This window comes from Microbacterium sp. DT81.1 (assembly GCF_049844955.1).
In the GTDB taxonomy this organism is placed as follows: domain Bacteria; phylum Actinomycetota; class Actinomycetes; order Actinomycetales; family Microbacteriaceae; genus Microbacterium.
The window spans coordinates 405,839-431,719 of record NZ_JBNCMA010000001.1 but is presented as its reverse complement, the minus strand read 5'-3'; the positions used below and the strand labels follow the sequence as shown (position 1 = coordinate 431,719).

General features: G+C 69.9%; 26 protein-coding genes and 1 tRNA gene. 3 read left to right on the top strand and 24 right to left on the bottom strand.

Annotation, left to right across the window (positions count from 1 at the left end; all coding sequences use genetic code 11):
- Positions 1-3 precede the first annotated feature (3 nt).
- From ACLQ2Q_RS01930 to prmC, 8 genes are all read right to left on the bottom strand, one after another.
- Positions 4-795, bottom strand: coding sequence for a F0F1 ATP synthase subunit delta (locus ACLQ2Q_RS01930; protein ID WP_425817387.1), 792 nt, complete (start codon positions 793-795; stop codon positions 4-6).
- A complete protein-coding gene (locus ACLQ2Q_RS01925; protein ID WP_425817385.1) occupies positions 795-1,367 on the bottom strand; it encodes a F0F1 ATP synthase subunit B in 573 nt (190 codons plus the stop codon). The genes ACLQ2Q_RS01930 and ACLQ2Q_RS01925 overlap by 1 nt, the downstream gene beginning before the upstream one ends.
- Positions 1,368-1,395: 28 nt before the next feature.
- Positions 1,396-1,632, bottom strand: coding sequence for a F0F1 ATP synthase subunit C (gene atpE, locus ACLQ2Q_RS01920; protein WP_425817383.1), 237 nt, complete (start codon positions 1,630-1,632; stop codon positions 1,396-1,398).
- A gap of 40 nt (positions 1,633-1,672) precedes the next feature.
- Positions 1,673-2,482, bottom strand: a complete 810-nt coding sequence (atpB, locus tag ACLQ2Q_RS01915) for a F0F1 ATP synthase subunit A (RefSeq protein ID WP_425817381.1) — start codon at positions 2,480-2,482, stop codon at positions 1,673-1,675.
- A gap of 144 nt (positions 2,483-2,626) precedes the next feature.
- Positions 2,627-3,118: a hypothetical protein gene (locus tag ACLQ2Q_RS01910; protein ID WP_425817379.1), complete on the bottom strand. Its 492-nt coding sequence runs from the start codon at positions 3,116-3,118 to the stop codon at positions 2,627-2,629.
- Positions 3,115-4,338, bottom strand: a complete 1,224-nt coding sequence (locus ACLQ2Q_RS01905) for an MraY family glycosyltransferase (protein ID WP_425817377.1) — start codon at positions 4,336-4,338, stop codon at positions 3,115-3,117. The genes ACLQ2Q_RS01910 and ACLQ2Q_RS01905 overlap by 4 nt, the downstream gene beginning before the upstream one ends.
- The gene (locus ACLQ2Q_RS01900) at positions 4,335-5,039 is read right to left on the bottom strand and encodes an L-threonylcarbamoyladenylate synthase (RefSeq protein WP_425817375.1); all 705 of its coding nucleotides are present in this window, start codon (positions 5,037-5,039) and stop codon (positions 4,335-4,337) included. Before ACLQ2Q_RS01900 ends, ACLQ2Q_RS01905 begins: the two co-directional genes overlap by 4 nt.
- Positions 5,040-5,073: 34 nt before the next feature.
- Positions 5,074-5,970: a peptide chain release factor N(5)-glutamine methyltransferase gene (gene prmC / locus ACLQ2Q_RS01895; protein WP_425817373.1), complete on the bottom strand. Its 897-nt coding sequence runs from the start codon at positions 5,968-5,970 to the stop codon at positions 5,074-5,076.
- 125 nt (positions 5,971-6,095) lie between these two features.
- Here prmC and cysK point away from each other — a divergent pair, with 125 nt between their 5' ends.
- Together cysK and epsC are read left to right on the top strand one after the other, a co-directional pair.
- Positions 6,096-7,034: a cysteine synthase A gene (gene cysK, locus ACLQ2Q_RS01890; protein WP_425817371.1), complete on the top strand. Its 939-nt coding sequence runs from the start codon at positions 6,096-6,098 to the stop codon at positions 7,032-7,034.
- Positions 7,035-7,036: 2 nt separating this feature from the next.
- Complete coding sequence (gene epsC / locus ACLQ2Q_RS01885) at positions 7,037-7,606, top strand: serine O-acetyltransferase EpsC (RefSeq protein ID WP_425817369.1); 570 nt, start codon at positions 7,037-7,039, stop codon at positions 7,604-7,606.
- Between the two features lie 62 nt (positions 7,607-7,668).
- Here epsC and ACLQ2Q_RS01880 read toward each other — a convergent pair whose 3' ends face one another.
- The 10 genes from ACLQ2Q_RS01880 to ACLQ2Q_RS01835 form a co-directional block, all read right to left on the bottom strand.
- Positions 7,669-8,079 carry a phage holin family protein gene (locus ACLQ2Q_RS01880; protein ID WP_425818593.1) on the bottom strand — a complete coding sequence of 137 codons (411 nt, stop codon included), beginning with the start codon at positions 8,077-8,079 and terminating at the stop codon, positions 7,669-7,671.
- Between the two features lie 196 nt (positions 8,080-8,275).
- On the bottom strand, positions 8,276-9,355 hold the full coding sequence (gene prfA, locus ACLQ2Q_RS01875; RefSeq protein ID WP_425817367.1) for a peptide chain release factor 1: 1,080 nt from the start codon (positions 9,353-9,355) through the stop codon (positions 8,276-8,278).
- Positions 9,356-9,376: 21 nt separating this feature from the next.
- Complete coding sequence (rho, locus tag ACLQ2Q_RS01870) at positions 9,377-11,572, bottom strand: transcription termination factor Rho (protein ID WP_425817365.1); 2,196 nt, start codon at positions 11,570-11,572, stop codon at positions 9,377-9,379.
- Positions 11,573-11,743: 171 nt separating this feature from the next.
- Positions 11,744-12,694 (bottom strand): homoserine kinase, encoded by a 951-nt coding sequence (thrB, locus tag ACLQ2Q_RS01865; protein WP_425817363.1) that lies wholly within the window; start codon positions 12,692-12,694, stop codon positions 11,744-11,746.
- Positions 12,691-13,779, bottom strand: coding sequence for a threonine synthase (gene thrC / locus ACLQ2Q_RS01860; protein WP_425817361.1), 1,089 nt, complete (start codon positions 13,777-13,779; stop codon positions 12,691-12,693). Before thrC ends, thrB begins: the two co-directional genes overlap by 4 nt.
- Before the next feature lies 1 nt (position 13,780).
- On the bottom strand, positions 13,781-15,205 hold the full coding sequence (locus tag ACLQ2Q_RS01855) for a homoserine dehydrogenase (RefSeq protein ID WP_425817359.1): 1,425 nt from the start codon (positions 15,203-15,205) through the stop codon (positions 13,781-13,783).
- A 31-nt stretch (positions 15,206-15,236) separates the two neighbouring features.
- Entirely contained in the window at positions 15,237-16,661 is a 1,425-nt protein-coding gene (gene lysA, locus ACLQ2Q_RS01850) for a diaminopimelate decarboxylase (RefSeq protein ID WP_425817357.1), read from the bottom strand.
- Between the two features lie 149 nt (positions 16,662-16,810).
- Complete coding sequence (locus tag ACLQ2Q_RS01845; protein ID WP_425817355.1) at positions 16,811-17,653, bottom strand: DUF2993 domain-containing protein; 843 nt, start codon at positions 17,651-17,653, stop codon at positions 16,811-16,813.
- A 2-nt stretch (positions 17,654-17,655) separates the two neighbouring features.
- Complete coding sequence (locus tag ACLQ2Q_RS01840; RefSeq protein ID WP_425817353.1) at positions 17,656-19,320, bottom strand: arginine--tRNA ligase; 1,665 nt, start codon at positions 19,318-19,320, stop codon at positions 17,656-17,658.
- 59 nt (positions 19,321-19,379) lie between these two features.
- Positions 19,380-20,198, bottom strand: a complete 819-nt coding sequence (locus ACLQ2Q_RS01835; RefSeq protein ID WP_425817351.1) for a transglutaminase domain-containing protein — start codon at positions 20,196-20,198, stop codon at positions 19,380-19,382.
- Between the two features lie 159 nt (positions 20,199-20,357).
- Here ACLQ2Q_RS01835 and ACLQ2Q_RS01830 point away from each other — a divergent pair, with 159 nt between their 5' ends.
- Positions 20,358-21,164: an SGNH/GDSL hydrolase family protein gene (locus ACLQ2Q_RS01830; RefSeq protein WP_425817349.1), complete on the top strand. Its 807-nt coding sequence runs from the start codon at positions 20,358-20,360 to the stop codon at positions 21,162-21,164.
- A 102-nt stretch (positions 21,165-21,266) separates the two neighbouring features.
- Here ACLQ2Q_RS01830 and ACLQ2Q_RS01825 read toward each other — a convergent pair.
- From ACLQ2Q_RS01825 to ACLQ2Q_RS01800, 6 genes are all read right to left on the bottom strand, one after another.
- Positions 21,267-21,342, bottom strand: a tRNA-Arg gene (locus ACLQ2Q_RS01825).
- Positions 21,343-21,358: 16 nt separating this feature from the next.
- Positions 21,359-21,772: a hypothetical protein gene (locus tag ACLQ2Q_RS01820; protein WP_425817347.1), complete on the bottom strand. Its 414-nt coding sequence runs from the start codon at positions 21,770-21,772 to the stop codon at positions 21,359-21,361.
- Positions 21,773-21,985: 213 nt separating this feature from the next.
- Positions 21,986-22,843 carry a CPBP family intramembrane glutamic endopeptidase gene (locus ACLQ2Q_RS01815; protein WP_425817345.1) on the bottom strand — a complete coding sequence of 286 codons (858 nt, stop codon included), beginning with the start codon at positions 22,841-22,843 and terminating at the stop codon, positions 21,986-21,988.
- A gap of 4 nt (positions 22,844-22,847) precedes the next feature.
- Positions 22,848-24,092 carry an MFS transporter gene (locus ACLQ2Q_RS01810; RefSeq protein WP_425818591.1) on the bottom strand — a complete coding sequence of 415 codons (1,245 nt, stop codon included), beginning with the start codon at positions 24,090-24,092 and terminating at the stop codon, positions 22,848-22,850.
- 74 nt (positions 24,093-24,166) lie between these two features.
- Positions 24,167-24,832, bottom strand: a complete 666-nt coding sequence (trmB, locus tag ACLQ2Q_RS01805) for a tRNA (guanosine(46)-N7)-methyltransferase TrmB (protein WP_425818589.1) — start codon at positions 24,830-24,832, stop codon at positions 24,167-24,169.
- Positions 24,833-25,007: 175 nt separating this feature from the next.
- Positions 25,008-25,841 carry a DUF3097 domain-containing protein gene (locus ACLQ2Q_RS01800; protein ID WP_425817343.1) on the bottom strand — a complete coding sequence of 278 codons (834 nt, stop codon included), beginning with the start codon at positions 25,839-25,841 and terminating at the stop codon, positions 25,008-25,010.
- Between the last annotated feature and the right edge of the window lie 40 nt (positions 25,842-25,881).

The following is a 25,881-nucleotide window of genomic DNA, read 5'->3' as shown; positions in this document are numbered from 1 at the left end:
GTACTAGCCCGCGAGCTTCTGTCGGAGATCCGCGAGGCGGGACGCGATGCTGCCATCAATGACATCATCGGCGATCTGCACGCGCAATCCGCCCACGACGGCCGGATCGATGACCTCGTTGAGCGAGACGCCCGAGCCGTAACGGCGGGAGAGCGTCTCGATGAGGCGGTTCTGCTGGGCGAGGCTCAGCGGTGCCGCGGTGACGACGGTGGCGACAGTACGCCCCCGCTGGTCGGCGACGATCTGCATCGCGCGCGTCAGCAGCTGGCGAACGCGTCGCTCGCGAGGCTGCTGTACCAGCGATGACACGATGAGGGCCGTCGCCGTGTTGGCGCGGCCGTCGAGCAGCTTGTGCACCAGTGCGCCCTTGGCGCTCGTGTCGCCGAGGCGACTGCCCAGCGCGAGCTCCAGCTGCGGGTTCTCGGCGACGATCCGTGACACGCGGAACAGCTCGCCCTCGACGTCGGCGCGCTTGTCGGCGACGGTGGCCGCCCGCACCGCGAGCTCCTCGATGCCGTCGACCAGGTCGGCCGAGTTGGACCACCGCTGCCCGACGACCGAGGTCAGGAGGGCGATGGTGCCCGGCTGGAAGCTCGATCCGAAGATGTCCGACACGAGCCGCGAGCGCGACTCGAGGGCTGCCGTCGGGTCGGCCAGCGCGCCGCTCAGGTGCGAGGACTCGCCGATGACACGCGCCGCGGCGAAGAGCTCCTGGGCGGTCTCGAGGTCGACAGCCTTCTCGGCGTCGAGCGCGGCGACGATCGTCCCGAGTGCCTGAGTGGACGCGCTGCCCATCAGCGGGCTGCCTTTTCCGACGCCGTCTTCTCGGACGCCTCGAGCTCCGCGAGGAACCGGTCGACGACGTTCTGCGCCTTCTGGTCGTCGGAGAGCGACTCGCCGATCACGCCCCCGGCGAGATCGAGAGCCAGGGTGCCGACCTCGGAGCGCAGCGACACGAGAGCGCTCTGGCGCTCCGCCTCGATCTGCGCGTGCGCGGTGGCCGTGATGCGAGCGGCGTCCGCCGATGCGGCATCCTTCGCCTCTGCGACGATCTGCTTGCCTTCATCCCGGGCGTGCTCGCGGATCTCGCCGGCTTCGCGCCGGGCGTCGGCGAGCTGAGCCGTGTACTGCGCCAGGGCCGCTTCGGCCTTCTTCTGGGCCTCGTCGGCCTTCTCGATGTTGCCCTCGATCGCGGCGGCGCGCTGGTCGAGCAGCGCCTGCATGCGAGGCAGGACGGCCCTCCAGAACACCAGCAGGATGACGATGAAGCACACGCCGGACCAGATGATGTCGTACCACGCCGGGATCAGCGGGTTCGACGCCGCCTCGCCCTCTTCGGCGGCGAGCGTGACAAGAGCGCTCAGCATCCTGTCTCCTTACGTCGTGAGCGGATGGCTAGTAGCCGAAGATGAAGCCGGTCGCGATACCGATGAACGCGAGCGCCTCGGTGAACGCGATACCGATGAACATGAGCACCTGGAGGCGCCCCGCGAGCTCGGGCTGACGCGCGACGCCCTCGATCGTCTTTCCGACGACGATGCCCACGCCGATGGCCGGGCCGATCGCAGCAAGGCCGTAGCCGACGGTGGCGATGGAGCCGGAGACCTCGGCGAGAACCGTAGTTGCATCCACGGGTGTTTTTCCTTTCGTTGTGGGCGGCGAAGCCTGCCCGCTAGTGCTCTTCCGCGACCGCGAGCTGGATGTAGACCGCGGTGAGGATCGTGAAGACGTACGCCTGGAGGAAAGCCACCAGGATTTCGAAGAGTGTGAAGACGAAGCCGAACGCAAGCGTTCCCGCTCCCAGCAGCGTCCACCAGCCGCCGAGGGTGACGACGAAGAACTGCGTCGCGGAGAAGAACAGGACGAGCATCAGGTGGCCGACGATCATGTTCATCAGCAGTCGGAGCGTCAGGGTGATCGGCCGGATGATGAACGTCGAGAGGAACTCGAGCGGAATGATCAGGATGTAGAGCACCCACGGCAGGCCCGAGGGCATCAGCGAGTTCTTGAAGAAGTTGGACGGGCTCTTCTTGATGCCGGCGTAGATGAAGGTGACGTACGAGACCATCGCCAGCAGCAGCGGGACCGCGATGACGCTCGTGCCGGCGATGTTCAGGAACGGGATGACGCCCGTCATGTTCATGAACAGGATCATGAAGAAGAACGTCGTCAGGATCGGCAGGAACCGATTGCCGTCCTTGCGGCCGAGGAGATCGTGCGCGATGTTGACGCGGACGAAGTCCAGCCCCATCTCGATGACGCTCTGGAACCGGCTCGGCACCATCCTCATGCGGCGCGTGCCGATGAGGAAGACGATGATCAGGACCATCGTCGCGAGGATCTGGATCAGATTGATCCGCGTGATGGCGAAGAGAGTGCCCTCGAAGAAGATCGGTTCGGGGAAGAACTCCTCGATGGACGGCGGATGGAACTCACCGTCGGATGAGGATGCCTTGGCGATGAAAGTCGCGGCTTGAGTCAACAGGGCTGGCTCCAGCTTCGGGGCACCGATTGGGGACCGATGCGACGATGAGTGATGAGCGTCATCCACGAGGCGGCATGACGCCAATGACGGCGATGTGCAGGCCCGCGGGAACGGATTCAGCCTACCAAGGATTCCGCGCGGTCAGAAACCGGACGGCCCCGAACCGGGTCGGTCCGAGGACGACGACTCGTCGCCGGGAAGGGTGACATCGGACGCGTGCGGCATCCGCATGCGCATCATCACGATGATGTCGATGATCAGCGACGCAAGGATGCTGACGACGATGGCGACGAAGAACACGGTCGGATTCACCCAGGGCTGCCCCCGCACGAGGAGCAGGACGACGATGAAGACCACGAATTTGAGGATCCAGCCGCCGAGGACGATGGCGAAGAAGACCGGCACGTAGAGGTCGCTTCCGAACCACCGGTTCGCCACAAGGATGCTGGCCCCGGTGATCGCGAGGAAGACGGCCGCCAGCAGCACGCCGGCGAGGGCGCTCCACAGGCCGTCCTGGCCGGCGACGAGGTAGCCGATCACCGAGCCGACGACGGCGAGGGCGGCCGTCACGACGGCGCTCCACGTGAGGGTGGCGCGAAGGACGGGTGTGCTCGAGACGGTGGCGCCGCTCATCGGGCCTCCTCCAGGTTCTGCGCGTTCGCGCTCGGGGGGTTCGGCGCATCAGCGCGCGGGGGCTTCGGCGCGGTGGCGAGCGGGCGTGCCGCGGCTGATGCGCGACGGGAGGGCATGAGGGTCACCACGAGGCACGCGGCGGCGCCGACGACGCCGAAGGCGACGCCGATCCAGTACGTGCCGGGCCAGTCCTCGCGGACAGCGATGTACATGAGCAGCACGGCGATGCCGATGACGGCCGTCCATGCGTAGAAGATCAGCACAGCGTCGCGGTCTGTGTGGCCCATGTCGAGCATCCGGTGATGCAGGTGCTTGCGGTCGGGCGAGAAGGGCGACTTGCCTGCTTGCATGCGACGGATGACGGCAAGGCCGAAATCCAGCAGCGGCAGCATCACCACGACGACCGGCAGCAGGATCGGGATGAAGGCACCGAGCAGCTGGGAGCGGCCGATCTCGTCGGGGTCGAGTACCGCCGGATCGAGCTGTCCCGTGATCGCGATGGCAGACGTGGCCATCAGCAGACCGAGGACCAAGGCCCCTGAGTCCCCCATGAAGATCTTCGCCGGGTTCCAGTTGAGCGGCAGGAAGCCGGCGCAGGCGCCGACCAGCACGGCTGCGAGGAAGGAAGCGAGGTTGAAGTAGGTGCTCGAGCCGATATCGCGGACCAGCATGTAGGAATAGGCGAAGAAGATGCCGTTCGAGATGAGGCATACGCCGGCGACGAGCCCGTCGAGTCCGTCGATGAAGTTCACCGCGTTCATCACGATGACGATCGCGAAGACGGTCAGGGTGACGCTCACGACGCTCGAGCCGACGGCCAGGCCACCGATCGGCAGCGAGTAGATCTGGAGCTCGCCGAACCACGCGATCACGCCGGCGGCCAGGAACTGCGCACCGAGCTTGATCATCCAGTCGAGGTCCCACAGGTCATCGGCGACGCCGATGAGGACGATGATGGTGCTCGCGATCAGGATGGCGACCACCGGTCTCGGATTCACCCAGAAGATCTCGAAGAACGGGTTCGCCGCCGAGACGGCGATGGCCGCGACGATCGCCAGATAGATCGCCACTCCCCCGAGCCGCGGTGTCGGGTTCTTGTGCACGTCCCGCTCGCGGATGCCGGGGTAGAGCTTGTACCGGAGGCTCAGCTGCCACACCGCCCAGGCGAGCGACAGCGTCATCGCGGCGGTGAAGAGGATGGTGAAGACGTACTGCTTCACTCGGCGCCGTCCGGTTGCTCGTCCGGGTCCTCTTCGAGGAGGTCGGCAAGCACCCCTCGCAACTGCTCGCGCGAGACCGCACCGTCGCGCAGCACGCGCACTCGCCGGTCGGCGTCGTCCGAGGAGGGGCCGACGAGGCTGGTGGCATCGATGATGGTTGACGCCACGCCCGTCGTGGACGGGCCGCCGTTCAGGTAGATCGACACGCTGTCCCCGAGCATCTGCAGCGCGGCGTCGACCGCCACGGCGGCCGGCCGCCCGGTGAGGTTGGCGCTGGAGACGGCGAGCGGACCGGTCTCCTCCAGCAGTTCGAGCGCGATGTGGTGAGCGGGCATCCGCACGGCGACCGTGCCGCGGGTCTCCCCGAGATCCCACGCGAGGGACGGCTGCGAAGGGAGCACGATCGTCAGGCCGCCGGGCCAGAACTCGGCGACCAGTCGCTCGATGGGTTCTGGGACCTCCTGCACGAGCGCGTTCAGCGTCGATACACCCGCCACCAGCACGGGCGGGGGCTGCTGTCGCCCTCGGCCCTTGGCATCGAGGAGGCGCTGCACCGCTCGGGCGCTGAACGCGTCGGCCGCGACGCCGTAGACGGTGTCGGTCGGCAGCACCACGAGCTCGCCGCGGCCGATCGCCTGGCGCGCGTGGCGCATGCCGGAGAGCAGCTGCGCCTCGTCGCTGCAGTCGTATACGGGAGACATGTCGCTTCAAGTCTACGGGGAGCAGGCTGGGAACTCAGGGCCGGACGGCCGTCGTCGCGCGGTCGCGGAGGGTCAGGTCCGGGTGGGTGGCGGCCGCGCGCCAGCCGTCCGCCGTGAGCAGCGCGCGGATGTCGGCTCCCTGCCACTCGCCATGCTCGATCACGACCGTGGCGCCGGGGTGTGCGAGACGGAGCGCAGCGCGGCTCACCTCTCGCACGACATCCAGGCCGTCCGGGCCGCCATAGAGGGCCGCCTGCGGGTCGAAGAGACGCACCTCGGGGTCGCGGGGAATCGCGTTCTCCGGCACGTACGGTGGGTTGGAGACGATGACCGACACCGTACCGTCGAGCTCCGGGAAGGCCTTCGCCAGGTCGACGAAGGCGAGGCGGGCGTTGTCCGCACCGACCCGCTCGAAGTTCTCCCTGGTCCAGATGAAGGCATCGACGGAGTTCTCCGCCGCGTAGACCCGGGCATGCGGCACTTCGGTCGCGAGCGCGAGGGCGATGGCCCCGCTGCCCGTGCCGAGATCGACGGCGATCGGTGACGCCGACGCGACCGCGCTCAGCGCGTCGATGGCTATCTGGGCGACGATCTCGGTCTCCGGGCGTGGCACGAAGACCCCGGGTCCCACCTTCAGCTCGAGATGCCGGAACGGCGCGACCCCGGTGATGTGCTGCAGCGGCTCGCGACCGGCCCGCCGTTCGGTCAGCTCATCGAGAGCGGCCACCGCCTCGGCCGGCAGAGCGTCGCCTCGCACCACCGCGGCCTGGACGGCGCCACGACTGACCTGCAGCACGTGCCCGAGCAGCAGCTCGGCATCCACCATCGGGTCGGCGATGCCCGCCCTCTCAAGACGCTCCGCGGTGCGCTCGAGGGTGGCACGCGCCGTCGCGGTCGCCGCGCGCTCGGGCTGGTCGGAGGATTCAGGCATGGGCGGCCCCAGCCTACCGGGGGCCTCCTGCGTTATTGCGTCACACGCGGCTCCGGCGCGGGGACCTCCTCTAGGCTTGGTCGGCGTTGGAACCCACTCGCTTACCCGTCCGCGAAAGGCAGGCCATGGCCGGCATCCACCCCGACATCACAACCGCATTCGGCAACACACCGCTGGTACGTCTGAACCGGCTTACAGAGGGCCTCGGCGCCGAGGTCCTCGTCAAGCTCGAGTTCTACAACCCCGTCTCCAGCGTGAAGGATCGCCTCGGCATCGCCATCGTCGATGCCGCGGAGGCATCCGGTGAGCTTCCCCCCGGTGGCACGATCGTGGAGTCCACGAGCGGCAACACCGGCATCGCCCTCGCGATGGTGGGCGCGGCCCGCGGCTACAAGGTCATCCTGACGATGCCGTCGTCGATGTCGAAGGAGCGCCGCACGCTGCTCAAGGCATTCGGCGCCGAGCTCGTGCTCACCGACCCCACCAAGGGCATGTCGGAGGCCGTCAACATCGCGAAGCAGATCGTCGCGGACACCCCCGGTGCGATCTGGGCCCGCCAGTTCGAGAACGAGGCGAATCCGGCCATCCACCGCAAGACGACAGCCGAGGAGATCTGGAACGACACCGACGGCGAGGTCGACATCTTCATCGCCGGCGTGGGCACGGGTGGAACGATCACCGGCGTCGGCCAGGTGCTCAAGGAGCGCAAGCCGGACGTGCAGATCATCGCGGTCGAGCCGAAGGACTCCCCCGTGCTGACCGAGGGACACCCCGGCCCCCACAAGATCCAGGGCATCGGCCCCAACTTCGTGCCGGCGATCCTCGACCGCAGCGTGCTCGACGAGGTCATCGACGTCGAATTCGACGACGCGATCCGCGTGGCCCGCGACACGGCGACGGAAGAGGGCATCCTCGTGGGCATGTCGAGCGGCGCCGCCATCTGGGCCGCCCTCGAGGTCGCCAAGCGTCCGGAGAACGCCGGCAAGAAGATCGTCGTGATCGTGCCCTCCGCGGGCGAGCGGTACCTCAGCACCGCCCTCTACGAGCACATCCGCGAGGACTGAGGGTGACGGTCTGGGGCCGCGTCCGCGAAGACGTCACCGCGGCCAAGCTTCGCGACCCCGCCGCGCGGGGCGGTCTGGAGATCGCCCTGCTCTACCCCGGCCTGCACGCCGTCTGGGCGTACCGGGTCACGCATGTGCTGTGGCGACGGGGCGCCCGCTTTCCGGCCCGCGCCCTGTCGCAGTTCACGCGCTGGCTGACGGGCATCGAGATCCACCCTGGTGCCGTCATCGGCCGGCGATTCTTCATCGACCACGGCATGGGCGTCGTCATCGGCGAGACGACCGAGATCGGCGACGACGTGATGCTCTACCACGGCGTCACGCTCGGCGGCCGTCAGCGCGAGGGCGGCAAGCGGCACCCGACGCTCGGCGACGGCGTCGCCGTCGGTGCGGGCGCGAAGGTGCTCGGGCCCATCACCATCGGCGCGGGCACGGTCATCGGCGCGAACGCGGTGGTAACGCGGGATGCGGCCCCGGATTCGGTGCTCGTCGGGGTGCCCGCGACGTCGCGCGTTCGTCGACCCGGTGAGGACACCCGGGCGCTGCTGACGGCGCCCGAGTACCACATCTAGCGGCCGCGGCCGCGGTGCCGGCTGCGGCTGCGGCTGCGGCGGCGGCGTGCGGGTGCCGCGGATCAGCCCTGCACGGCCGGCGCCCGGCGCTCCTGCACCGTGCGCTTGATGAACACCATCGGCAGCAGCCACGTTGCGAGGGCGGTGACCAGCCACACGATGAGCGGTGCGAGGATCCAGGTCAGCACGACCGGCGTGCCGATGTTCAGCCCGTCGACGAACGCCTCGACGACGAGAAGCGAGACGAATGTCGAGATGATGCCGATGCCGCCGAGGAACGCGGGAGCGTGGCGGTGCGTCATCTTCATGATGAACGGCGCGAGCACGCTCTGCAGAACGGCGAAGATGACCACGGCGAGGGCGAAGCCCCACCAGTCGGACCAGTCGATCGAGAAGCCGGGCAGCACCCAGTCGGCCACGATCAGACCGAGGGCGGCCGATAGCAGGAAGATGAACCCGCGCAACAGAAGCATGATCACGTGCCGAGCGTAGCGCGACGGCACGGGAGGGCATGACCAGCCGCATTCACGCCCGATGGCGCAATGTGCCCCGCTCCCGCGGTGCTGAACCGCGCGCGCTGCTGCGGGCGTTTGTCCTGGCAGGACGGCGGCGACACATCGCTCGAGAACCACGCACCGCTGTGGAGAGGCGGTCGGGGCCGGGGCCCGGTCAGTCGTCGGAGCCGAGGGCGGCGAGCCGCAGCTCCTCGTCGGCCGCGATGCACGACTCGACGATGGGACCGAGGGCGCCGTCCATCACCTGGTCGAGGTTGTACGCCTTGTACCCCGTCCGATGGTCCGCGATGCGGTTCTCCGGGAAGTTGTACGTGCGGATGCGCTCGGATCGGTCCATACCGCGGATCTGCGACTTGCGGGCATCGGATGCCGCGGCATCCAGCTCCTCCTGCTGCTTGGCGAGGATGCGCGCGCGCAGCACGCGCATGCCGGCCTCGCGGTTCTGCAGCTGCGACTTCTCGTTCTGCATCGAGACGACGATCCCCGTCGGGAGGTGCGTGATGCGCACGGCCGAGTCGGTGGTGTTCACGGACTGCCCGCCGGGGCCGGAGGATCGGAAGACATCGATCTTCAGGTCGTTGGGGTTGATCTCGACCTCGTCGGGCTCGTCCACCTCGGGGAACACCAGCACGCCGGTGGTCGAAGTGTGGATGCGGCCCTGCGACTCGGTGGCGGGCACACGCTGCACGCGGTGCACGCCGCCCTCGTACTTGAGGTGCGCCCAGACGCCCTGCGCCGGGTCCGTCGAGGAGCCCTTGATGGCGACCTGCACGTCCTTGAAGCCGCCGAGATCGGACTCGGTGCGCTCCAGCAACTCGGTCTTCCAGCCCTTCGAGGCCGCGTACTGCATGTACATCCGGAGCAGGTCGGAGGCGAAGAGGGCGCTCTCGGCGCCGCCCTCACCGCCCTTGATCTCCATGATGACGTCGCGCGCGTCGTCGGGGTCGCGAGGGATCAGGAGGCGCCGGAGGCGCTCCTGAGTCGTCGCGAGGGCCTCTTCGAGGGCCGGGACCTCGGCGGCGAAGGCCTCGTCGTCGCGCGCCAGCTCGCGCGCGGCATCCAGATCATCGGATGCCGCGTTCCACGCGTCGTAGGCGGCGACGATCCTCGAGAGCTCTGCGTAACGCCGATTGACGCGCTTGGCGCGCGCCGCGTCGGCATGCACGGCCGGGTCGGAGAGCTCCTCCTGGACGGCTTTGTGCTCCTCGATGAGGGTCTTCACCGAATCGAACATGAATGCTCCGAACGACGCGGGTCAGCGAATGTTGTTCTCGTGCCCGTGGCTGTGCCCGCCGCCGGTGGGCGTCGGGATCGACTTCTGCATCTGCACCAGGAACTCGACGTTGGACTGCGTCTCCTTGAGCTTGCCGAGCACGACCTCGAGCGCCTGCTGCGTGTCGAGGCCTGCGAGGGCACGACGCAGCTTCCACGTGATCTTGACCTCGTCGGCCGAGAGCAGCATCTCTTCTCGGCGGGTGCTCGACGCGTTGACGTCGACGGCCGGGAAGATGCGCTTGTCGGCGAGCTGGCGGGACAGGCGCAGCTCGCTGTTGCCGGTGCCCTTGAACTCCTCGAAGATGACCTCGTCCATCTTGGATCCGGTCTCCACCAGCGCGGTCGCGAGGATCGTGAGCGATCCGCCGTTCTCGATGTTGCGGGCCGCGCCGAAGAAGCGCTTCGGCGGGTAGAGCGCCGAGGCGTCCACACCGCCCGTGAGCACTCGACCGGACGTCGGTGCAGAGATGTTGTACGCACGGCCGAGGCGGGTGATCGAATCCAGCAGCACGACGACATCGCGGCCGAGCTCGACGAGGCGCTTCGCCCGCTCGATGGCCAGCTCGGCGACGGTGGTGTGATCCTCCGCCGGACGGTCGAATGTCGAGGCGATCACTTCGCCGCGCACGGTGCGCTGCATGTCGGTGACCTCTTCCGGACGCTCATCGACGAGCACGACCATGAGGTGGACCTCGGGGTTGTTCGTCGCGATGGCGTTCGCGATCTGCTGCAGCACGATCGTCTTGCCCGCCTTGGGGGGCGCGACGATGAGGCCGCGCTGGCCCTTGCCGATGGGGGCGACGAGGTCGATGATCCGCTGGGTCAGCTTCTCGGGCGCCGTCTCCAGGCGCAGGCGCTCCTGCGGGTACAGCGGCGTCAGCTTGCCGAACTCGACGCGGGTCGCGGCGTCCTCGACGGACAGCCCGTTGACCGAGTCGACCTTGACGAGCGCGTTGTACTTCTGACGCCCCGACTGCTCGCCCTCGCGGGGCTGCTTGATCGCACCGACGACGGCGTCGCCCTTGCGGAGGTTGTACTTCTTGACCTGGCCGAGCGAGACGTAGACATCGCTCGTGCCCGGGAGGTAGCCGGTGGTGCGCACGAACGCGTAGTTGTCGAGCACGTCGAGGATGCCGGCCACGGGGATGAGGACGTCATCCTCGCCGATCTCGGTCTCGAACTCGTCGCCGACCTGACCGCGGCGCTTGTTGCGCTGTCGATTGCGGGCGCTCTGCGAGCTCTCGTCGTCGGCGTCGGCATCCTTCGAAGCCGCTTGCTGGGCGTTGTTGTTCTGCCCGCGCTGCGGCTGCTGCTGGCCCCCCTGCTGGCCGTGCGCGGCCGGCTGGGTCGCCTGGCCGTTGTCGCCGCCCTGGCCGCCCTGACCGCGGTTGCGGTTGCGGTTGCGGTTGCGGTTGCGACCGCGGCTGGGTGCGTCATCGCCGGCGTCGGCGGATGCCGCGGACTCGCCGCCCTCTTCGGCGGAGGAAGCCTCGTCGGCGGGCGTCTCGTCGGCGGGCGTCTCGTCGGCGGGCGTCTCGTCGGCGGGCGTCTCGTCAGCGGGCGACTCGTCGGCGGGCGACTCGTCGGCGGGCGACTCGTCGGCGGGCGCCTCGTCGGCGGGCGTCTGGGCCTCTTCGGCGGCAGGCACCTCCGCCGGGGCCTCGGTCGGCTCTGCGGCCTCCTCGGCGCCCGCGACGGGCGCTTCGGCCTGCTCGGACTCTTCGACCGGCGCCTCGGTCGGCTCGACCGGCGCTTCGATCAGCTCCGCCGGCGCCTCCGCCTGCTCGGCCGGCTCGACGGGCGCCTCGGCCGGTGCGACGTCGGCGGTCTTCGCTCGACGCGGAGCGCGTGCGCGCGGCGGTGCGCCTGCTGCGGTGTCGGCCGAGCTCGCCCGACGGGGCGCGCGCTTGCGTGCGGGCTTCTCGGCGGGGGCCTCGGCCGGCGCCTGCTCGGGCTCGACGGGTGCGACCGTCGAGGTCGAGAGCTCGGATGCCTCGATGGAGGTGATCGCCTCGGCGACCTCCGCCTGTGCGACGGCGTCCTCGGCTGGGGCCTGCGCGTCGGCTGCTGTCGCATCCTCGGCAGGGGCTTCGGTGCCCTGCGCCTCGGTCTGGTCGATCGACTCTTCGCCCTCGGCGGGCGCGTTGTCGGTGTGGATCTCGGAGATGGACTCCACGAGTTCTCCCTTGTAAACGTGTGGATGATCAGACTGCACGCGACGTACGCCACAACGACGTCGGCCCGCGCCGCCCTTCGACAAGCTCAGGGTCCGGTGGACATGCTCAATACCGGGAGGCGGGGTCGTGCAGGGTTTCGCAGATTGCGATCGGAGGCCAGAGTCACGCAGTTACGTGGAACCCTCCGTTATGTCCCTCACTGTACCACCCTTGAAGTCGACGGCCAGCATGAGCGCGTCCCACGGAGTGTCCGATCGGGCCACGATCTCGGCGGCCTCCAGCCGCCGCCCAGGCCCATCGGCGAGCACGAGGACGCTGGGGCCGGCACCCGATACCACCGCCGCATATCCGTGCGCCCGAAGGTCGCGGACGAGGCCGATGGTGGCCGGCATGGCGTCGGCCCGGTAGTCCTGGTGCAGCTTGTCCTCGGTCGCCGCGAGCAGCAGTTCGGGGCTCTGGATGAGCGCCGCGATCAGCAGCGCGGACCTCGACACGTTGAACACGGCGTCCTCGCGGGGAACCTGCAACGGCTGCATGCTCCGGGCGAGGCTGGTGGACATGGTGAACTCGGGGACGAAGACGAGGGGGGAAACGCCCCGGTGCACGAGGAGCTTCTTGTGCTGGGGGCCGTCGTTCGACATCCAGGCGATCGTCAGCCCGCCGAAGAGCGCCGGCGCGACGTTGTCCGGGTGACCTTCGAGCTCGGTGGCCAGTCGCAGCAGGTCATCGCTGCTCATCTCGACGTCGCCCTCCAGCAGGCCCTTCGCGGCGAGCAGGCCCGCGACCACGGCGGCGCCCGATGAGCCCATCCCCCGCCCGTGCGGGATGACGTTGCGTGCGACGATGCGAAGCCCCGGCATCCGCCTGCCGAACGCCTCGTAGGCGTAGGCCATCGCGCGCACCACGAGGTGCGACGCGTCGCGCGGGACGTCGGCGGCGCCCTGCCCGGAGACCTCGATCTCCAGGCCCGGCTCCGGAAGCGATGTCACCTCGAGCTCGTCGTACACGGACAGGGCGAGCCCGAGGGTGTCGAAGCCGGGTCCGAGGTTGGCGCTCGTCGCCGGCACGCGCACGGCGACCGTGCGCCCTTCGACAGGCTCAGGAACCGGGGCTGGTGTCACGCGGGCGCCCCTACCGGCACCAATCCCAGCACGGACGCGACGTCCGACGTGGTGGCCTCCACGACGGTGGGGCGGATGTCGCTGCCGTCGGCGGCGCGGAGGGCCCACTGCGGGTCCTTGAGTCCGTGGCCCGTCACGGTCAGCACGACCCGCGCGCCCTGCGGCACGACGCCCGCCTCGACGCGGTCGAGCAGGCCCGCGACGCTGATCGCCGACGCGGGCTCGACGAAGATGCCGACCTCGCCCGCGAGCAGCTTCTGCGCCGCGAGGATGCGCGTGTCATCGATCGCGCCGAACCAGCCGTCGGTCGCCTCCCGCGCCTCGAGGGCGAGGTCCCAGGATGCCGGGTTGCCGATGCGGATCGCGCTGGCGATGGTCTCGGGGTTCTTCACGATCTCGCCCCGCACCAGCGGCGCGCTGCCTTCGGCCTGGAATCCGAACATGCGAGGGACGCGCGTCGCGACCCCTCGTTCGGCCTCTTCGCGATAGCCGCGCGAGTAGGCGGTGTAGTTGCCGGCGTTGCCGACGGGGATGAAGTGGAAGTCGGGCGCGTCGCCCAGCACCTCCACGACCTCGTACGCTGCCGTCTTCTGGCCCTCGATCCGGTCGGGGTTGACGGAGTTCACCAGGTGCACCGGATAGGAGTCGGCGAGCTCGCGGGCGATTTCGAGGCAGTCGTCGAAGTTGCCGCGGATCTGGATGAGCTGGCCGTTGTGCGCGACGGCCTGGCTGAGCTTCCCCATGGCGATCTTGCCCTCGGGCACGAGCACCGCGGCCGTGATCCCGGCGTGGGCCGCATAGGCTGCGGCCGATGCCGAGGTGTTGCCCGTCGACGCGCAGATGACGGCCTTCGCGCCGTGCTCGACCGCGCGCGAGAGGGCGACGGTCATGCCGCGGTCCTTGAACGAGCCGGTCGGGTTCATCCCCTCGAACTTGACCCAGACATCGGTCCCCGTGCGGCGCGAGAGCGCCGGCGCCGGGAGGAGCGGCGTGCCGCCCTCTCCGAGGGTCACGACGGTCGAGGCGTCGGTCACTCCGAGTCGGTCGGCGTATTCGCGCAGAACTCCGCGCCAGACGTGTGCCATGTCACTCTCCTTCTACTCGCAGCACCGAGACGACCCGTTCGACGACGCCGCTTGCCGCGAGTCGATCGACGGTGTCGCTCAGGTCCTGCTCCCGTGCGGTGTGGGTTCCGATGACGAGACGGGCGACGCCGCCCTCCTCGCCCAGGTGATGACCGGCCAGCGCTTCGTCTCGCTTCGCGGTTCCTGAGCCAGGAGCGGAGCGATGAGACGAAGGGCGCTCAGCGACCGAGTCTGTGATAACGGTCTGCTCGACCGTCGCGACGGAGACGCCGCCGTCGCTGAGGATGCCGGCGACGGTGGCGAGCACGCCGGTCTCGTCGTCGACCTCGAGCGTGATCTGGTACCGGGTCGAGACGTGCCCGATCGGCACGAGGGGAAGGTTCGCGAGCGTGGACTCCCCCACGCCGACCCCGCCGGCGATGTGCCGTCGGGCGGCCGAGACGACGTCGCCGAGCACCGCCGAAGCGGTCTGCACGCCGCCGGCACCGGCGCCGTAGAACATGAGGTTGCCGGCGGCCTCCGCCTCGACGAACACGGCGTTGTTCGCCCCGTGCACGCTGGCGAGGGGGTGGTCGCGGTGGATCAGGGCCGGGTAGACACGCACGGAGATCGACTCGGATGCCGCACCCGCGGCATCCGCACCGCCGTTCGTGGCGGCGAGCCGTTCGCACACCGCGAGCAGCTTGATGACGTAGCCGGCATGGCGGGCGGAGTCGATCATCGCCTTGTCTATGCCCGTGATCCCCTCGCGGTGCACTGCGTCGAGCGGGACCGTCGTGTGGAACGCGAGGCTGGCGAGGATCGCCGCCTTCTGCGCCGCGTCGTAGCCCTCCACGTCGGCCGTCGGGTCGGACTCCGCATAGCCGAGCTGCTGCGCCTGCGCGAGCACGTCGGAGAAGTCGGCGCCCTCGGTGTCCATGCGGTCGAGGATGTAGTTGGTCGTGCCGTTGACGATGCCCATGATGCGCCGCACGCGGTCGCCCGCCAGGCTGTCACGAAGGGGCCGGATGATCGGTATCGCGCCCGCGGCGGCGGCCTCGTAGTACACCTGCGCGCCGACCTGGTCGGCGGCGTCGAACAGCTCCGGACCGTGCGTCGCGAGGAGGGCCTTGTTGGCCGTCACCACGTCGGCCCCGGAGTTGATCGCCTGCAGCACGTACTGCTTCGCGGGCTCGATGCCGCCCATCAGCTCGATGACGATGTCGGCGCCCATGATGAGCGTTTCGGCGTCGGTCGTGAAAAGCTCCGGCGGCAGCTCGGTGTCGCGGGGGGCGTCGATGTCGCGCACGGCGATGCCGACGAGCTCGAGCGCCGCGCCCGCGCGGTCGGCGAGCTCGTCCCCGTGCTTCAGCAGCAGCGCGGCGACCTGCGACCCCACGGCTCCGGCCCCGAGCAGGGCCACCCTCAAGCGGCGATAGTCGATCACTTCGACTCGCTCCGCTCGCTCAGTACAGGCATCAGGCTCCTCCGGTATCGGTCGTGAATGCGTCAGTCGAAGCGGCGCCGACATCGCGCGCGAGAAGGTCGTGCACGCTCTCGCCGCGCACGATGACCCGCGCCTCACCGTCGCGGATGGCGATGACGGGCGGGCGGGGCACGTAGTTGTAGTTGCTCGCGAGCGAGTAGCAGTAGGCGCCGGTGGCGGGCACGGCGAGCAGGTCGCCCGGGGTGACATCGCCCGGCAGATACTCCGCGTCGACGACGATGTCGCCCGATTCGCAATGCCGGCCGACGACCCGCGCGAGGGCGGCCTCGGCATCCGAGGTGCGAGAGGCGAGGCGAGCGGAGAAATCCGCCCCGTACAGCGCGTGGCGCGCGTTGTCGCTCATGCCGCCGTCGACGCTGACGTAGATGCGCTGAGCGCCGGCGCCCACCTCGACGGGCTTGACGGTGCCCACCTCGTAGAGCGTGATCCCCGGAGGCCCGACGATGATGCGCCCCGGCTCGAACGCGAGGGCGGGCAGCGGGATGCCGCGCACCGCGCACTCGGCGGCCACGACATCCACGATCCCCTCGGCGAGCTCCTCGATCGGCGTGGGGTCATCGGCGGATGTGTAGGCGATGCCGAAGCCGCCCCCGAGGTTCAGGACGGGGATGTCGCCGCCGTCGAGCAGCAGCGCGTGCAGCTCGAGCAGACGCGAGGCGGACTCACGGAACCCGGCCGTGCCGAAGATCTGCGATCCGATGTGGCAGTGCAGGCCTACGAACTCCAGACCAGGCAGCTGCCGCACCCGCGCGACGGCACCCACGGCGCTCTCGAGCGTGAACCCGAACTTCTGGTCCTCGTGCGCGGTGGCGAGGAAGTCGTGGGTCTCGGCGTGGACGCCGCTGTTGACGCGCACGAGCACGCTCTGACGGATGCCGCGGCGCTCGGCGATCGCCGAGAGCCGCTCGATCTCGATCGCGCTGTCGAGCACGATCGAGCCGATGCCGGCGTCCACGGCCCGCTCGAGCTCCCGTACCGTCTTGTTGTTGCCGTGGAAGCCGAGGCGCGCTGCGTCCACGCCCGCGGCGAGCGCGACGGCGAGCTCTCCCTCGGTGCAGACATCGACCCAGAGGCCCTCCTCGCTCACCCAGCGCGCGGCCTCCGTGGAGAGGAACGCCTTGCCGGCGTAGTAGATCCTTGCGCGGGTGCCGTGCTTCTCCGCCGCCGCGCCGAATGCGTCCAGGACTCGGCGCGCCCTGGCGCGCACTTCGGCCTCGTCCACGACGTAGAGTGGCGTGCCGAATGTGTCGCGCAGGCGGAGGGCGCTCACCCCGCCGATGTGGAGCACGCCCTCCTCATCCCGCTCGGCGGATTGCGGCCAGACCCCGGGCGCCAGCGCGTTCGCGTCGGCCGGCCGGACGAGCCAATCCGGGGCGAGCGGTGCGGGAGCGGACAACGGGAACCAATCGTGGGTGGGTGCTTCGGCGCGAGATGTCTGACACAGGACGGGCCGGGCTGCCGGCCCGAGCTCAGCGGGTGTGCCGCGGCAGCGGGGGACTCACGCGCCGGGCGTTTTCCAGAAGTCTAGGGCACGCGCCGCGGGCCTCACTCGCATGTTCCGAGCGCCTGCAGCGCGGGGTCATCCACGATGCCGCCGTCGATGTCGAGGTCTGCGACCACCGTCTCCCCCTCCACCGTGATGTCCACGAGCGTGGCTCCCGCGGGGAGGTACTCCGCGATGCAGACCGTCCAGTCGCGCAGCACCGCATCGGCGATCCCACCGAAGCGGGAGCGCAGGTCATCGGCCGAGAGCTGTGCTCCCGCGAGGTCCAGTCTCGCCGGGGTGAGCACGATGTCGCCGTCGACGGCCGACGGCTCCAGCGCCACGCCGACGGGGACGGCGAGGCCGAACACGTTCAGCTCCACCGACATCGCGACATTCGGCTCGGCGAGCGAGACCGTCTCGGCGGGAAAACCCTCCACCGTGGCGAGCAGGGCGCGCAGCTGCTCCTCGTCGAACGTCGCGGTGGCCGTCGCACCGTCGGCCGGACCGCCCCGCAGTGGGATGCCGGTGGCATGGACGACCACGTCGCCGGTGATCGAGGGGCTCAGCGTGACGTCGTCGGAGGACACCGTCACATCGTCGAGGCTTCCGGCGATGAGCTGCGGCACCACCGACCCCGCGACCGCCACCTCCACGTCTTCGGGGGCCAGCGAGAGCCGGTTGGCGACCTCGCTCTGGATGGTGCTGGTGACGAGCGAGCGCGCGATGAACTCGGCGGCGAACCAGAGGACGATCGCGAGCACCACGACGATCACCAGGGCGAGGATCCAGCCCCACCGGCGCTTGCGCCGGCGCTTCGGCTCCGCGGCCGCGCCCGGCGCCGAGAGCACCCACTGCGCCTGCGGATCTGGCAGCGGCTGCGTCGGCTGGGTGTCGCCCGACACGCTCACATCCGTTCCGGTGCCGCGACGCCGAGCAGATCCAGTCCGTTGCGCAGCACCTGGCCTGTCGCGTCATTCAGCCAGAGGCGGGTGCGGTGCACGGCCTCGACCGGGTCGTCGCTGAGCGGGATGATGCGGCACAGGTCGTACCAGCGGTGATAGAGCCCCGCCAGCTCTTCGAGATACCGGGCGATGCGGTGCGGTTCGCGCACTTCGGCCGCGAAGGCCACCGTGCGGGGGAACTCCTGCAGTGCCCCGAGCAGCGCAGACTCCGTCTCATGGACGAGCAGCTCCGGGGCGAACTCGCTGCGGTCGACCCCGGAGGCGCCCGCGTTGCGCGCGACGTTGTGCGTCCGCGCGTGCGCGTACTGCACATAGAACACGGGGTTGTCGTTCGTGCGCTTCTGCAGCAGCTCGGGGTCGAGCGTCAGCGGAGAGTCAGCCGGGTACCGCGCGAGCGAGTAGCGGAGGGCATCCGTCCCGAGCCATTCGCGCAGGTCGTCGAGCTCGATGATGTTGCCCGCCCGCTTGCTGAGGCGCGCGCCGTTGATCGACACCAGCTGGCCGATGAGCACCTCGATGTCGGCGTCGGGGTCATCGCCCGCCGCACCGGCGAGGGCCTTCAGCCGATGCACGTAGCCATGGTGGTCGGCGCCGAGCAGGTAGATCTTGTGCCGGAAGCCGCGATCGCCCTTGTTCAGGTAGTACGCCGCGTCGGCGGCGAAGTAGGTGTAGACGCCGTTGGCCCGGCGGATGACGCGATCGCGGTCATCGCCGAAGTCGGTGGTGCGCACCCACACGGCGCCCTCGTCGTCGTAGACGTGCCCCTGCTCGCGCAGGCGATCGACCGCCTCATCGACGAGGCTGCGGCCCGAGGCATCCGGAGTCTGCAGTGCGAGCTCCGAGAACCACACGTCGAAGTGCACGTTGAACTTCTCGAGCGATTCGCGGATCTCGCCCAGCTGCAGTTCGTAGGCGCGCGCCGTCACACGCGCGAGAAGCTCGTCGCCGTCGAGCGTCAGGATGTCGGGCTCGGCCGCGCGCACCCGCTCGGCCAGCACCTGGATGTACTCGCCGGGGTAGCCGTCCTCGGGGGTGGGCTCGCCGCGGAGCGCGGCGAGCACGGAGCCGCCGAAGCGCTCCATCTGCGCGCCGGCGTCGTTGATGTAGAACTCACGGACGATCGTCGCGCCCGACGCGGCGAGCACGCGGCCGATCGAGTCTCCGAGGGCCGCCCACCGGGTGTGCCCGATGTGGAGCGGTCCGGTGGGGTTCGCGCTGACGAACTCCAGGTTGATGGAGGCGCCGCGCTGCGTCTCGTTCGCGCCGAACGCGGCACCGGCGTCGACGATCTGCTTGGCCAGGAGGCCGGCGGCCGCCGCCTCGAGCCGGATGTTGATGAAACCAGGGCCCGCCACCTCGACGGAGGCGATGCCCGGCGTCTGTCCGAGGCCCCCGGCGATCTCCGCGGCCAGCTCCCGCGGGTTGGTCCCGAGGCTCTTCGCCAGCTTCATCGCGATGTTGGTCGCCCAGTCGCCGTGATCGCGATTCCTGGGGCGTTCCAGCGTGATGTCGGAGGCGACGATCCCGAGCGGCTCACCGGGGCGTCGCTGCTCGGCGATCGGGGTGACGACGGCGAGCAGGGAGGCGGTGAGGTTGTCCGGATTCATAACCGAACCAGTCTACGGGCGGGCCGCTCGCGCCCGAGACGGTCCCGAGGGTCGCGGTGTCAGGCGAGCTGGACGAGCATCTCGAGGTCGTCGGCCGCGGCATCCGAGATCTCGAACCCCTCTTCGCCCCCGACCCACGCGTCGACGCGGAGGTGCTGCAGCCCCACGTTGCCGCCGTGGTAGCTGAGGAACGCGCAGTCGGCGGCATCCCGGCCGGTCGCGATGCGCACCAGGGAACGGCGGTTCGCCAGGCGGGTCGCATCGATCACGTACCAGGAGCCGTCGAGGTAGGCCTCGGCGACGGCGTGGAAGTCCATCGGCTGCAAGCCCGGCGCGTAGCAGGCGGCGTAGCGGGCGGGCACATCCATCGCGCGCAGCAGGGCGATGACGACGTGGGCGTAGTCGCGGCAGACACCCTGGCCCGTCATGAGGGTCGTCACGGCGCTGTCGGTGCCGAGGCTCAGTCCCGGGGTGTAGGTGATGCTCGACGAGGCGAACGCCGAGACGGCGGTGATCAGCTCCTGGCCCCGAATGCCGCGGAACTGCCGACGCGCCTGGGAGAACACCTCGTCGGACTGGCAGTACCGGCTCGGACGCAGATAGGTGATCGCCTCGAGGTCGCTGGTGTGGGTCGTTCCCGCCTGTCCTTCGACGGTGGCCTGGTAGCGCACCTGCAGCGGCCCGGCCTCGCCCGTGAGGCGGTGCAGGCGGCTGCCGGACTGGTCGACGATCTCGGTCGGGGTGTACACGCGATCCCCCGAGACGAACGTGAGCTGCTCCGTCACCACCGGCATCGACTGGGCGGCGGTGAGCGAGAAGATGAGGTCGATCGACCCCCCCAGCTGGAGGTCCATCTCGGCGGTCACGACGCGTTGCACCGGGATATCCTCGCACGCCGGATCCACGGCCGAGAACGGTTGTGCAGAGCGTGATCCCGGAGCCCGCGTTCCCCAGTTTCACCTGTGGGTTTCCGCAGGTGAGGGCGGCCGGCGGCGCACGCATTCGACGGGGGCGGGATCGTCGTTTACCCTCGGTGCATGACCTCGCCCGAACGGGGCCGCTCCGCGCGGCGCCCATGGCCGCTCGCGGCCGTCGCCGTGGCGATCGCGCTGGTCTGCGCATTCGCGGCGTGGAGGCCATGGACGCCTGCGGTCGATGTCGCGCCGGTCGACATCGCGGCGGGCGAAAAGGTGACCGCCGTTCTCGCCCCGGCCGCGCTGAGCCTCCCCGACGAGCCTCGCGTACTGATCTTCGGTGACTCCTGGACCTTCGGCTCCGCCGCGAGCGCCCCGGACCTGGGCTACGCCTACGCGCTGGGCCGCAGCCTCGGCTGGGAGAGCGTCGTGAACGGCGTGCGCGGCAGCGGCTACCTCAAGCCGGGACTCGACGGCGGCACCTTCGGCGAGCGCATCGCGGCCCTGGACCCGGCGCTCGATCCCGACCTCGTGATCCTGCAGGGATCGATCAACGATCGGGCGCAGGGGGCCGAAGGCTATCGGGCGGCCGTGACCGCCGCGTGGGACGCTGTGGCGGCGCTGTACCCGGACACGCCGATCGTGATCCTCGGTCCCGCACCGCAGGCGCTGCCCGTGCAGGCCGCGACCCAGCGCATCGACCGCGATCTCGGGGAACTCGCCGCCGCGCGCGGCTGGTGGTACATCTCACCCCTGGCGGAGGACTGGATCACCGAGGCCAACTACGCCGCCGTGATCGACTCGTCGCCGATCGGCCGGAACCATCCGTCGACGGCAGGACACGAGTATCTGGCGAGCCGGCTGGCGGAGCACCTCTTGGCCCTTTCGGTGACGGCGGATGCCGCGGCCGAGGTGCCTGCCGGAGGCTGACCCGCGCGGCGGTCGGAGCGGGCCGGGCAGCGGGCGCCCGCTCCGCGCTTGGCCAGCGACGTCGCCGAACAAGAAATCCCAGGCCGTGGCCTGGGATTTCAGTGGTGCCCCCGACAGGAATCGAACCTGCGACCTTTGATACCGGAAACCAACGCTCTATCCCCTGAGCTACGGAGGCGCACCGATCGAGGTTATCATCGCCGCGCGGTCTGCTCCGCACCGGGCCGGGTGTTGCCGTCCCTTCCGAGCGCCGCGAGAATCTCCAGCTCTTCCGTCCGGCTGAGCCCCGACCGTCGATGGCGATCCAGACCGCGCGCCCGCTCATCCTCGAGCGTGGCGAGCAGGGTCTCGCGCAGGGATCGGATCCGTCCGCCGGCACGGTCGTAGGCGGCATGGGAGCGGCGGGCGAAGCCCGCCATCTCCGCAGGGAGCCACAGGGGCAGCGAACGGGGACCCGACCAGTGCGCGACACCCAGGGCGCCGAGCCCGGCCGCGGACGCCTCGACGAACTCCCCCGGAAAGCCCGCGACACCCGCCAGCGCGAAGCGCGACGGCCAGCAGCCGACCACCGAGGTGCTCGGGGCGAAAATCCTGATCGTCGCGGACATGAGGAACGCCCTCGGCCGGAGCCGGGGGCGTTCATCAGTGCGATGTTAGGTTTCTGTTTCCCGTTCCCTTGCGGGTTCTTCTGTTCCCGTTTTCTCTTCGCACGCAACAAGATACTCCGCTGGGCTCGTTCGTCAAGACCCTCCCGAGAACTGATGTCACCCTGAACCTGAGAGTGAGATCCGACGCCCTCGCAAGTGCGCCGACGGGTGTGCTCAGACCAGGAAGAGCCCGTCCAGCGCCCCCGGGTTGTGGGCGTGCACGAGCACAAGGAAGACGACGGCGTCGAAGAGCAGATGCACCGTCACGACGTACGCGAGCGATCGCGTCCGAACGAAGATGTAGCCCTGCAGGAGTGCGAACGGGATCGTGAGCAGCGGACCCCATGCCTGGTAGCCGAGCTCCCACAGGAAGGAGACGAAGACGATCGCCTGGAGGATGTTCGCCTGCCACATCGGGAAGTGCCGGCGGAGGAGTGCGAGCACGGTGCAGATGAAGAACAGCTCGTCCCAGATCCCCACGGCGCCGACGCCGACGAAGAGGCGGGCGATCAGCTCCGGCGAGTCGACCACCGGCCAGTTCATGTAGACCCCGGAGGTGATGAAGTAGAAGGGCAGGATCAGCCACCCGAGCCCCAGCACCGCCACCAGCCACGCCCACTGGAACCGGGTCCACCGGCCGCCGCCACGCCAGGGGAATCGCGTCGCGTAGTCGCGGAACGCGAACCGCGAGAGCACGTAGGGAACGACGACAGCGCCGCCGAGGGCGAGGGTGAAGCGCAGCATCGCGAAGTTGTCGAGCTCGGCCTTCAGCGGGATGGAGCTGACGATCAGCATGCCGAGCGCGATCAGCCCGAGGTCGCGGACGAGGTTCGGGCCGGGGCCCGTCACGCGTTCGGCGAGGGATCCCGTGCCGAGACCCAGAGCGACCAGCATCCCGACACCCAGCAGCAGGTAGCCCGCCCACGCGACCTGGATGCCGAAGAAGGCGACCGCGGCCGCACACACGAGGAAGGCGGGGATGAGCGCGGTCGACCAGGCGGGCCGCACGGCGGTATCGGGGGCGGCGGGCACGTGTTCAGTCTGTCAGGGGATGCGCGATCTCATCCCGCGGCATCCGCGCGGCGAAGATCGCGATGATCCCGAAGAGCAGCGGCAGGATGCCGGCGGCGATGAAGATCGTCTGAATCGAGAGCACCTCCGAGAGCGGCCCGGCGAGTGCCATGGAGAGCGGCATGAGCGCCAGCGAGACGAAGAAGTCGAGGCTCGACACGCGGCCCAGCATGTGCCGCGGCACGCGCCGCTGCAGCAGCGTGCCCCAGATGACGTTGCCGTAGCTGAACCCGAAGCCGATCAGGAAGCACGAGGCGAGCAGCAGCCAGTACTGGTCGGTGATGCCGATCACGATGAAGGGCAGCGTGCTGACGCCCCACACCAGGTTCATGGTCGTGAGGTAGCGCCGGGGCAGCTTGCGGGAGGACACGACGATCGAGCCGACGACGCCACCGGCGCCGTAGACGGCGAGGAGGAATCCGAACCATCGGGGGTCCTCGCCGATCCGCTCGCGCGTGAGGAACGGCAGCAGCACCTCCTCCGGGCCGACGGCGACGAGCACCCACATCGTCGCGTAGAGAAGCGTCCAGAGCAGCCACGGAGTGCGAACGGTGAACAGCACCGCCTCGCGGAGGTCGGAGAACACCCCGTTCCCCGACTGCTCGGCCGCCGCATCGCCGGTGGGCGGGGGCTCCGGCCGCAGGAACAGCAGCAGCACGAACGCCGCACCATGCGCGATGGCGATGACCGTCGCCGCCTGGGACGGGAGGAGCGCGGCGAGCAGCATGCCGGCGGCGGCCGGCCCGGCGGCCTGCTGGAGCGCGGGCCGGATGGCGCCCTCGAGTCCGTTGGCGGCGAGCAGCTGACCGGGCGGGAGGATGCGGGGCAGGAAGGCGCTGTAGGCCGGGAAGAAGAAGCCGGCACCGGCGCCGAGGACGAACGCCACCACGACGAGCTGCGGGATGCCGACGGGTGCGAACATGCCGACCACCACGATGGACGTGATCGCCAGGAAATTGACGAGCTCCACCACCCTCACGATCAGCCGCCTCGACACGCGGTCGGCGACGATGCCGCCGGGGATGGCGCACAGCAGCAGGCCGGTGGCGTTCGACGCCGCGACGAGCGAGAGGTCGAGCGGCCCGCCGCCCGCGTCGATCACGGCATAGACCATGACGACCGCCCACATGCCGGCCGCGAAGACCGAGAGCACGACCGCGCTGAAGAGCATCCGGAAGTCGCGGTGCCCGAGCGGGCGCAGAACGCGCAGCCGATCGGGGGACGCGGACGTGGGTTGCGGGTCGGCGTCCGGAGTGCCGTGGGTGCGGTCGAGGGGGCTGCCGGTCACGGGCGGGGCTTCCGCCGGTACGTCAGATCGCGGATGTCACGCCCCTTGGCGGCGCCCTTGCGCTCGAACGCGGTGCGGACCCGCCCGTCGAAGCGCGGAGCCCAGTCGCCCTCGAAGCCCCGCTCGAGATCGGGCGCGGCATCCAGTACGTCCCGCATCTGCAGGGCGTAGTCCTCCCAGTCGGTGGCCAGCCGGACGACTCCCCCGTCCCGGAGGGCGCCCGCGACGATGTCGCCGAACGGCGGCTTCACCAGCCGTCGCTTGGTGTGCTTGTTCTTGTGCCACGGGTCTGGGAAGAAGACCCAGACCTCGTCGGCCGCACCGTCGGGGAGCAGCGTCTCGAGCACCTCGGGCGCGTTCGCCTCGATCAGCCGCAGGTTGCGGACGCCTGCGCGCTCCGCATCCAGCATCGTGCGCGCCAGGCCGGCCCGGAACACGTCGACCGCCAGGAAGTCGTCGCCAGGGCGGGATGTCGCGGCATGGATGATCGCGTGACCCTGTCCGGAGCCGATCTCGACGATGAGCGGCGCGTCGCGCCCGTACGTCGCCCGATGATCGAGGCGGGCGTCCGGGTGCACGGAGGTGGCAGCCAGGGAGCGCGGGGGGACGAGCATGTAGAACTCGGAGTGAACGGCGAAGGCGCGCTCCTGGGCCTCCGACATCCGTCCGCTCCGCCGTACGAACGACACGGGTTGCTCACGGAAGGAGGACGGTGGGACTTCGGCGGACACCTCCCCAGGCTACGGCGTGCGGCAGACAGGCTCAGCAGCGGTGTGCGGCCCTGCGGCGGCTCTGGGCGGCCACTCCTGCCCCGCCGAGCCTGCGCGCGGCACGCGCTCAGGCCGTGACGTAGTCGATGAGCTCCTCGACGCGGCCCAGCAGCGCGGGCTCGATATCCCGGTACGTCGACACGGAGGCGAGCACTCGCTGCCAGGCGCGCGCCTTGTCGGCCGGAGTGGAGTGCGGCCAGCCGAGCGCCCGGCAGACCCCCGTCTTCCAGTCGGTCCCCCTGGGAACCTCCGGCCACCGCTCGATGCCGAGCGCGCGCGGCGTCACGCACTGCCAGACGTCGACGAACGGGTGACCCACGATCTTGAGGTGACGACCGTGCGGGCCGCTCTCGACCGCCGCGGCCATCCGCGACTCCTTGGAACCGGGCACCAGGTGGTCCACGAGCACCCCGTACCGGCGCTCCGCCGACGGCGGCTCGTCGCGCAGCAGATCATCGAGCAGGTCGATGCCCTGCAGGTATTCGACGACGACTCCCTCCACGCGCAGGTCGTGGCCCCAGACCTTTTCCACGAGCTCGGCATCGTGGCGGCCCTCCACCAGGATGCGGCTCGGACGCGCCGTGCGGGCACGGCCGTCCGCAACGGCGAACGACCCCGACGCGGTGCGCGCCGGAGTGGATGCCGCGGCCTTCGCCGGCACCGCAAGCACGACGGGCCGGCCATCGATCAGGAACCCGGGACCGACGGGGAAGAGACGCTTCTTGCCGCGGCGATCCTCGAGTTCGACGAGGCGCCCGTCCGTCCGGGTCACCGCCCCGCAGAATCCGTCCTCGGCGACCTCGACGACGAGGGCTCGCGTTGCCAGCACCGTTGGCGGCTTCTTGTGCGCCGCCTCGCGCCACCCCGGCGCCAGCACATCGGAGCCATACCTGTCATCCATCGAACCTCCTGCGGCCGCCCAGCCTAGGCTCCGGGGCTCG